This is a genomic window from Butyrivibrio sp. (assembly GCF_017940685.1).
Taxonomy (GTDB): domain Bacteria; phylum Bacillota; class Clostridia; order Lachnospirales; family Lachnospiraceae; genus Butyrivibrio.
Map to the genome: position 1 here is coordinate 1 of NZ_JAGAYD010000264.1, position 9008 is coordinate 9008.

Sequence of the window (9008 nt, forward strand, 5' to 3'; positions counted from 1 at the left end):
CGGCTCAAAAGGAGGTGATCATGTGAATGGCGGATGGGAAGTAAAGGTAAGCGGAAATACGACGCATTACAGGAAAAAACTATACGATGCCTATGGCAATCATGTAGGAACCATAGGAATTTGCAAGCCTACCAAACAGACCGGAAAGAAAAAGAAACCTGTACTGTACAGCTTTAAGCAGGTTTCTTCACAGGTATTACAGGCAAAAACGTCTACGAAGGCCATGCAGGTCTCTAATGGCATACGTGCAAAAATAGGATTGTTAAAGAAACAGCTTAAAAATGGAGATGTGGACGAAGAAGAAATCCTCAGAGCCATACTTCATGCAGAGATGGTTCAGCGCGCATGTGATAAGAAAAAGAAGAACTTGAAAATGGAAGAAACTGCGGAAAGGAGTATGGAAGCAGAGGAAGAACTCCCTGCAAATCCGGAAGAAGCTCCTGATGAAGCTGAATCCGATGAAGAGATAAAAGAGCTGGAGCAGGCTGAATTTGAAGCCCTTATGGAAAAGCTTGAGATGACCGCGGATGAGATGATGGAAGCAGCAGAAGAAACAGCAGAGCTTGACGAAGACCTGGATGAGATGGCAGAAGCTCTTTCTGGATCAATGACTCCAGAGGATCTTGAGCAGCTAAAGGTAAAGCACAGATCTGATGAAGCAAGGGATATTCTGAAAGCAGACCTTAAGTATTTGAAAGCTTTATTTGACAGATTGCAGTCGGAAAAAGAAAATGCAGGGAAAGCTTCTTTTCCAGGAGGCGGAGACAGTGGAGTGTCATTATCGCTAGGTGGGATGGATATGCCGGTTATGGATGCGGTATCCCAGAGTATGCCGGCAGAAACAGGCGGATCATTTGATGCTACAGTATAACTTTACACAATGAGCCTTGAGCTCTTTCTTTTACCTAAAATAATTAACAAGTGTTAATAAGAGAGGAGACATACATTATGGGTATTGGAATTAACACAAACTATGGAAACTATAACTATGCAGGCGTTAATAATGCTGAGCCTGGCTGGGCAAAGAGCGATGAGAAAGAGGAAAAGAAGGAAGTAGCGTTAAATCAGCAGGGCGTTGTATACGAGAAGACAGCCATTGAGGATAGCAAAGAGGATGATCCTAAGGCTATATATAAAAAATCAGCCACTGACAGAGCAACTATTGTTCAGCAGATGAAAGCAGCAGAGGAACAACAGAGAAATCAGTTGATGGAAATAGTTCAGAAAACTCTGCAGGGCCAGGTTGGAGCCTATGGCAAGGCTACAGGCAACAACATGTGGCAGCAGCTTGCTGGCGGAAATGTGAAGGTGGATGCAGCTACAAGAGCACAGGCTCAGAAGGATATTTCAGAAGACGGATACTATGGTGTAAAGCAGACATCCCAGAGACTGTTTGATTTTGCTGCTGCTCTTGCAGGGGATGATGTAGACAAGATGAAAGAGATGCAGAAAGCCATGGAAAAGGGATTCAAGCAGGCTACAAAGACCTGGGGACGTGAACTTCCAGCTATATGTAAAGAGACTATGAATGCAGCTAATAAGCTGTTTGAGGATTACTATTCGTCTAAAGAACAAGTTGGTTGATCAAGGAAGGGGCTGAGATTATGAAGATTAAGGTAAAGATCTTGAATCCAAATGGCAGTTTTGATGTCAGGGCTTGACTAAAAGTTATTTTTTGCCGATATACAAATAGAAAACCATAATTATGCATGATACATGATAGTGTCAGATTTATCGCAAGTGGAGGTGCTTTATGAGGATACAACAGAACACGGATGTTCAAATAAATCCTTTTCAAAATCAGGATAATGTCAGGACTGCTGCAGGTGCGGGAAAAACTGCGCATAAGAGTGGTAATCTGTCCTCAGTATCCGGGGCTAATCTCAAGGGTGAAAGCCTTGTTCAGCAGAGGCAGGGCCTTGCAAGAAAGCAGGCACTTAAGGTTGTGTCAGATGCTTTTGACGGCGAGAAGAAGCTGGATGCTCAGATGCAGGGCATTAAAGATGAGATAAAGCGTCTTCAGGATGTGATAAACGAAAAGACTGCTGATACGATGGCGAATGACGCCAGGTTAAAAGAGTTACATGAACAATATGGAATTGATCCTGACAGCGAGGAGAGCAAGGAACTGTCTAAACTTGCGTTTAAGATGAATAATTCCAAAGATGGTTTATCTGATGAAGAAAAAAGCAAGATGTCCGAGTACCAGCAGCAGGCGCTGTACTATGTTGCAAAGAATCAGCAGAATGCTCTCGATATTGATCATGCCAAAGCGCAGCAGGCAGGTAATGTCCAAGGTTATGCCGACATGAAGAGGGAACGCGCTAAGTCTCAGGATATGCTTAAGGCACAGGATGCAGCTGAGGAGATTATGGATGCTGCAAATGGCGAGTCGATAGCTCTTTTGACACAGGAAGCAGTTGAGCATGTTGATGAAGAGCAGAAAGAACGCGAGGAAGAGGCCAAAGAGGCAGCGGAAAAGAAGAAAGAGGAGAAGAAGGAAGAAGCAAAGAAGCTTGAAAAAGAGGCAATGCAGCAGGAAATGATAGAGAACATCAAGGAACACGCTGAAGAGACCCAGCGTACCAGCGCTGATACTAAACGTGCCATAGCTAGAAGAGAGCGTGCCGAAGCTGACAGCATGGGAGCAGAGGATGCCCAGAAGACCATTATTTCCGAAGGTGCATCCATGGAGGATACGCAGAATGCTGTTAATTCAGAGATTACAAATATCCTCAATAAGCTGAGCCTCCTTTCAAGTGATGTTAAGGGTAGCACTGTAGACAGCCAGATATAAGAACATTCAATAATGTCCATTCATTACATTAAAATGTCCATTCATGACATGGACATATAAATCCAAAGCGTTGTGATGATAATATAAATATAGGGATTAAGGGAAAATGCTTACATGGATGTCCGTGCTAAGCATTTTTTCATTATTGGCCAAGTGAAAATTGAGGGTAATGTATGACAAGGTACAGGATAGCAATTTGCGATGATGAAGAGGTTGTAAGGAGTGTTTTTCATGATTGGGTAAGCAAGGCTAAACATAACGCAGATGTAAAAGAATACTCTGGCGGAGATGAGCTCATAAAGGATATGGATTCAGGTACATGGATAGATATTCTCTTTCTTGATATAGCTATGGGCAAAAATGACGGAATAGAAACGGCAAAAGAACTTGGAAGACGCGTCGAGGCAAGTGGCAAAAGTATGAGAGCATCAAGACCACTTATCATTTTTGTTACAGGTATTCCGGACAGGATGGGAGATGCATTTGGCGTTAAGGCATTTGATTATCTGCTTAAGCCGGTTTCACAGGCAGCATTTGAAAGTGAACTTCACAGAGCAATTGAGGAGCTTCAGAGATTGGATGCCCAGCTCATATGTGAGACAAAATATCAAAATGATGAAGACAAGTTCATATCTATACAATCAGGTAAAGGGACAATAAATATAAAGCTTCGGGATATTTTATATATTGAGAGTTCAGGACGAAAAGCAATTGTCCATTTACCGGGAATAAAGCATGAAGTGTACCGGCAGATGAATGACTTTGAGGATGAACTAGGGAACAGTTTTTTTAGGGTTCACAGAGGATATCTGGTTAATATGAAGCATATAAAAGGCTACTCCAGATCAGAGGTTCAGATTGACAATGGGGATGCACTTATAATGTCAAAATATAAATACGCTGATTTTATAAAGGCTTACATGGAGTTCATATCCTGACGATTGTAGGAGGAAGTATGACAGAGGAAAATATCAGAATTATGGAACAAATCTACGGAGTATCTATGATACTGATCCGTGGTCTGTTCTTTGGAGTATTTGCAGATCTTTTTATAAATAAAGAGTCACTTAGCAGATCAAAAAATATTGTATTGTCAGTGATAATCACGATTGAAGGGATAGTGTTGTTTGCAATTCCATATTCTACAAAAGGTCTGTACAGTATAATAAGCCTTCTGACTATAATTGCAGTGTTTTATTTTTATAATCAAAAGATATTACCGCATATCATTTTTGTCTTCTTTCTCTGGCAGAACGTATTCTACGTATGGCATTTGATAAATTTTGCCGTTTTCAACAGTATTTCAGATTATGTTACAGCAGCTATAGATTATTCCAGGGAAGGCGCAGTGGAAAACCTATGGAACTGGATGTTTATATTGATGGCTTTACAGGTTGTATTTTTGGCTGTTTTCCTGTTACTGGAATACTTCGTAACCAGAAAAATCTGTACGGTCAAGTATGATATGTCATGGACTGAAGCGCTATATTTATCTATATTTTCCGCGGTGTCATATATTATCTGTTACATAATTGTAGAAGTCATGGTTGTGCCGCTTGATAAAGAAGTTTTTGTATTGCTGGACGAGAAACAGGATCTTAGATTTACCCTGCCAATCCTGGCTGTGCTGATTTTTATCGGGGAGATGTCTGCAATTGCCACATGGCAGCGCTACAGAAAGCTTAAAGAGGAGGACCTGCGACTTCAGGAACAGCTTCAGGAGCAGGAGTTTATCAGGAAAAAAATTGAATACACTGAAAAGTACCATGAACGTATAAGGACACTTCGTCATGACATGGCAGGCAAACTCATGATCCTTAAGAGCTTTCTGGAAAAAGACAGGATAGGCGATGCGAAGGAATTCCTTGGGGAAATGGACATTGAGTTAAGCTCAGAAGCTATGCAGTATGCGACAAATAATCCGGTTACGGATGCTGTCATAAATGAGGTTGCGGCCCAGGCAGCTGGCATAAACTGTGATTTCAGAGCTGATTTTCTTTTCCCTGATGACAATGGAATCAGTGCTTTGGATATGGGGATTATTCTGAATAATCTTATTGATAACGCTTTGGATGGAGTACTGACTGTGGCAGAGGGTGATAGGTATATCAGACTTATTGGGGAACAGAAGGATAACTTTTACTTGATAAAAATAGAGAATTCGTTTGATGGAAAATTGAAGCGTGGTTCTGATAACAGCATCATCAGTACAAAGAAAATGGATTCTGATGCAGATAAGCACGGGCTTGGATTAAAGAGCGTCATGGGGATTGCAGATAAATATCTTGGAGCTGTGGATATTAATTCAGAAAACAAGGTTTTTAAGGTTAAGGTAATGTTGCAGAAGAAAAACTGACTATTCATTACATAAAAAGGTCCGTTCGTGTCAAAGCTATTTAACTGCCTCCGGTCATAGACGATACTTGAAATGGAACAGGTATTAGTCCATGAAAAGGAGGTGTTTTTATGAATTTTGGGCAAAACTATTTTGATGTCCTGACTAGCAGGATAGGCGGAGCCTCCAATATTTGGAACAGACACGGAACGTCTAATGTTAATAATCGCAGTAGGACTACAGGTACAAGAAGCACATCACGAACATCAGGCACTTTAAATAATAGCTATTTTGGATTAAGTGCCAATACCATTAAAGCTATGAATAACGCATATAATAGCACATACAATAGTGCATATATGTCTGATCAGAAGGTTGCTGATGGAGCTGTAAAAGTGGAAAGCGCCGGTAAGAAACTTGCAAACAGTGAGATTTATGAAGAAAAGAACACAGATCAGCTGCTTAAAACTGTAAAGAATTTAGTAGATGGTTACAATGATGTCAACAGTGGAGCAAGAAACACTACAAGCACCACAGTTAGAAACAGAGCCGGATCATTCGGACAAAGGCTTAGAAACAATGCATCTTTAACATCGCAAGCAGCCATCACATCAAGCAGATATTCAATGAATACGGGCATTTATGGAGCTAATGGCAGATACAATACCGGAAACTTTTTGGGTGGTTATAGTAGTTTTGGAGGATATGGTAATTCATTCTTGTCATCAATGTTTTCAAGATGGTTTTAGAACTCGAATGCGCAAATTTATGAGGTGAACAGCATATGAAGATAGCAAGTAGTGATGTTTATTCTAATTCAAATTACAGCTATCAAAAGGATTTGAGTAGTGGCGGCGCAGGGATAGGCGGATTTTTTGCCGGAATAGTAGAAAAACATGTAGAAAAGGAAAAAACTGATTATCAAGCAACAGGTAATATCAAAACAGAAGATGGAAGAGAAATAAATGTTGATGTGGACGTAAGCATGTCTCGCAAAAAGGAACATGAGACATTCATACCGATATCGTCACCACTTGATAATCTTTTTGATCCATTGATAATCAATACTGGAAGTCAGACAGCTTCTTTAAGTGATACGAAATTTAAATTTGATCTTGATGCGGACGGCAGGCAGGACGAAATATCCATGACAAAATCAGGGAGTGGATTCCTTGTTCTTGATAAGAATGGAGACGGCAAGGTAAATGACGGCACTGAACTGTTTGGAGTAAAGAGCGGTGATGGATTTAAGGATCTTGCCAATTACGACTCAGATGGTAATGGCTGGATTGATGAAAATGATGAAGTCTTTGATAAGCTCAAAGTTTGGAGTAAATCTGATGATGGAAAAGATGATCTTAGGACGCTAAAGGAATCTGGTGTTGGAGCTATCTTCCTTGGATCAGAAAACACAGAATTTACTCTTGATGGTGCTGATGGGGCTTTAGATGGGAAAGTGAGAAAGACGGGAATCTTTCTAAAGGAGGATGGGACTACAGGGACCATCCAGCACGTTGATCTAGCCATTAAAGGTCGTGAATCAGAACTTATGAGTGCTGCTGAAAAGCTGGATGAAGTCCTTGAGAAAATACGCAGTGAGAGCTCTCAAAGGAGCAGGCGAAATAACAACAATGATAAAGCAAGACGCCGGGCTCAGAGAGCAGCGAGACAGAAGAAACAGCTTGAGGATTATCAGAAAAGGCAGGATCTTAATAAAGAGCTGACAGAAAAGGCTATCGAGCATAGAAAAATTCTATATGGCACTTAAGGAGCAAAGCACTTATTCCGATAATATATAGAGAGGTTAGGATGGAACTGCCGGATATCAATGGATTGATAAATCTAATGATATTCGGCTTTTTTATGTTAAGAAGGAAGGTGAAAGTAAAGAGCAAAGCGCCGCAACTGATAATCAATTAACCACTCGGTCCTTTCAGGAGAGTGGAACAGCTCTGAACGACAGATGAGCTGTAGAAAGGAACACTTATGCCAAATACCATAACAAACGGAAACTATTATTACACGCAGAGCGCATTTGTACAGAGTGCCCACTTTTATTCAAATCAGACAATCGGAAACAGCGATTTCCAGAGTGTTATTCTTGAAAAAAATGAGGATTCACCTGAGGTTGTGGATGCCCTGGTAAAAGAAGAGCCTGCAAAGAAAGGCTATACACGAGTTATAACAGCAAATGTGTGGAACTCAGGAATGACATCAACGCAACTTGCTGATGGCAAAACAGCTTATTCATATCAGGGAGTAATGCAGAAGTTTGAGATAAGGATTGATGTGATGGGAGACAGCAGGAAATATACTGCAACCGGAACAGATGAAAACGGCAATGAGTTCTCAAAAGAGATCGATCCTTATAAAGTGAATCCTACAGATTCGGATTTTACAGAATTTGCCGCATTGTGCTCGTATATCCGTGACACTGAGGGTATTGCTGATGAAGCTATGCAGGCAGTAGATGGAGTAGCCCCTTATGATATCTTTGAGAAAAAGAATTATCTGTCAGAGCTGAATGGCTCCATAAACAACTTTCAGATGATGGGAGTAAGTACACTTGGAGCAGAGCAGCTTCTTTCTCACATAAACAGGCTGATGGAAGTTATGATGACATCAGGTGTGGGTAATGGTATTTCTCCTGAGCCGGTAGAGAATGCTACAACATTTGCAGGTGCAAAGTTTTGGGGAGATACCGGAAGTTTTGGCACATTTTCCGGGATAAGCTTTCAGGCTATAAGCTATCAGGCCGTGCGTACAGTTGGAGATAATAAAGAAACAAGTGTACAAGAACCGGCAGAAGTAAGTAATGATGAAGAGTTAAAAGAAATTGTTACACCTCTTGGTGGAATGAGTTCCATACCTGTTGGTAATATGAGCTATGTCATGACTGCATCGGAAGTTTTTAAGCCTGGATCAGATGAGCCTATTGTCAGAGTTCATGTAGGAGGCAAAGATATCGATGTAAATATAAAAGAAGTGGATCCAAAGAATGCCTCAGCTGTTGAGATGTTTGCATACTGTCAGTATGCAGATGCTCATGATACTGGTACCGGATATACTTTTGGGAGCTACAGTGTGTTAAAAGGGGTCACTGATCCACTTGGGAAATCAGAGTATGCTTCACTTGATGAGGCTATTTCCAAAAAGAGCAATTGGAACGATGCAGTTTCCGGATCTAAAGTATCCTTTACAAAAGAACAGACAGGCGAAACATTTGATGCGTCAGTCCTTCTAAAAATGCTGGAAGAGACCGCAGGCCTATTTGCTTCGCAGAGTGGCGATAAAGATCTTGGAGAGCTTACCGATGAAGAATGGGAAAAGCTCCTTGGTAATACGGATAAAGCAATAGATGAAGCCAAAGAGGCTGTTGAAGAAAAAGAACAACAGGAAGAGACCGAAGCAGAGCGGACGAAGCGCCTCATTCAGGAAAACTTGAAGAATGGTAAGATTACAAAGGCCATGGACGGATATGAGTTCATTAAGATGCAAGGTGAGTTAATCGAACGAAACATTGAGAAACTCAGGCAGAATCAGAAGACTACCCGTGAAAGACTTCTTGAACAGGATCCAAATGCTGCCAGCAAATGGTATATGTATGATGGTAGCAGTAAACGCTATTCCTTTGATGAGTTCTGTAAGTTTATGGACGCTAAGGACGCCGAGATGCGTGCCAATGCTCCAGAATGGAGAAATCCATATCTTGAGATGGCAAACTATTACTTGAACAAAAGTCCAGCTAAGAAATGTCAAGGAGTAAATTGAAAATGTTAGAAATTAGACATTACCTGCATTTTGGGTAACCTTAATAAAGCTAATTCATTTATAGCACATTGAAAATGACAAATTAGATATTAGGCAACTTTTGTA

The 9008-nt window shown here is 40.8% G+C and carries 8 protein-coding genes; all 8 read left to right on the forward strand.

Annotated elements, in window-relative coordinates:
* Window positions 1-871: hypothetical protein (locus J6I68_RS15765; protein WP_292221684.1), on the forward strand; the 871-nt coding region annotated here is incomplete at its 5' end.
* A gap of 77 nt (window positions 872-948) precedes the next feature.
* Window positions 949-1584, forward strand: a complete 636-nt coding sequence (locus J6I68_RS15770) for a hypothetical protein (protein WP_292221685.1) — start codon at window positions 949-951, stop codon at window positions 1582-1584.
* Between the two features lie 169 nt (window positions 1585-1753).
* On the forward strand, window positions 1754-2797 hold the full coding sequence (locus J6I68_RS15775) for a hypothetical protein (RefSeq protein WP_292221686.1): 1044 nt from the start codon (window positions 1754-1756) through the stop codon (window positions 2795-2797).
* Between the two features lie 173 nt (window positions 2798-2970).
* A complete protein-coding gene (locus J6I68_RS15780) occupies window positions 2971-3735 on the forward strand; it encodes a LytR/AlgR family response regulator transcription factor (protein WP_292221687.1) in 765 nt (254 codons plus the stop codon).
* A 17-nt stretch (window positions 3736-3752) separates the two neighbouring features.
* Window positions 3753-5153 carry a sensor histidine kinase gene (locus tag J6I68_RS15785; RefSeq protein ID WP_292221688.1) on the forward strand — a complete coding sequence of 467 codons (1401 nt, stop codon included), beginning with the start codon at window positions 3753-3755 and terminating at the stop codon, window positions 5151-5153.
* 110 nt (window positions 5154-5263) lie between these two features.
* Window positions 5264-5881 carry a hypothetical protein gene (locus J6I68_RS15790; protein WP_292221689.1) on the forward strand — a complete coding sequence of 206 codons (618 nt, stop codon included), beginning with the start codon at window positions 5264-5266 and terminating at the stop codon, window positions 5879-5881.
* 35 nt (window positions 5882-5916) lie between these two features.
* A complete protein-coding gene (locus J6I68_RS15795) occupies window positions 5917-6900 on the forward strand; it encodes a hypothetical protein (RefSeq protein ID WP_292221690.1) in 984 nt (327 codons plus the stop codon).
* A 218-nt stretch (window positions 6901-7118) separates the two neighbouring features.
* The gene (locus tag J6I68_RS15800; protein ID WP_292221691.1) at window positions 7119-8903 is read left to right on the forward strand and encodes a hypothetical protein; all 1785 of its coding nucleotides are present in this window, start codon (window positions 7119-7121) and stop codon (window positions 8901-8903) included.
* Window positions 8904-9008 lie beyond the last annotated feature (105 nt).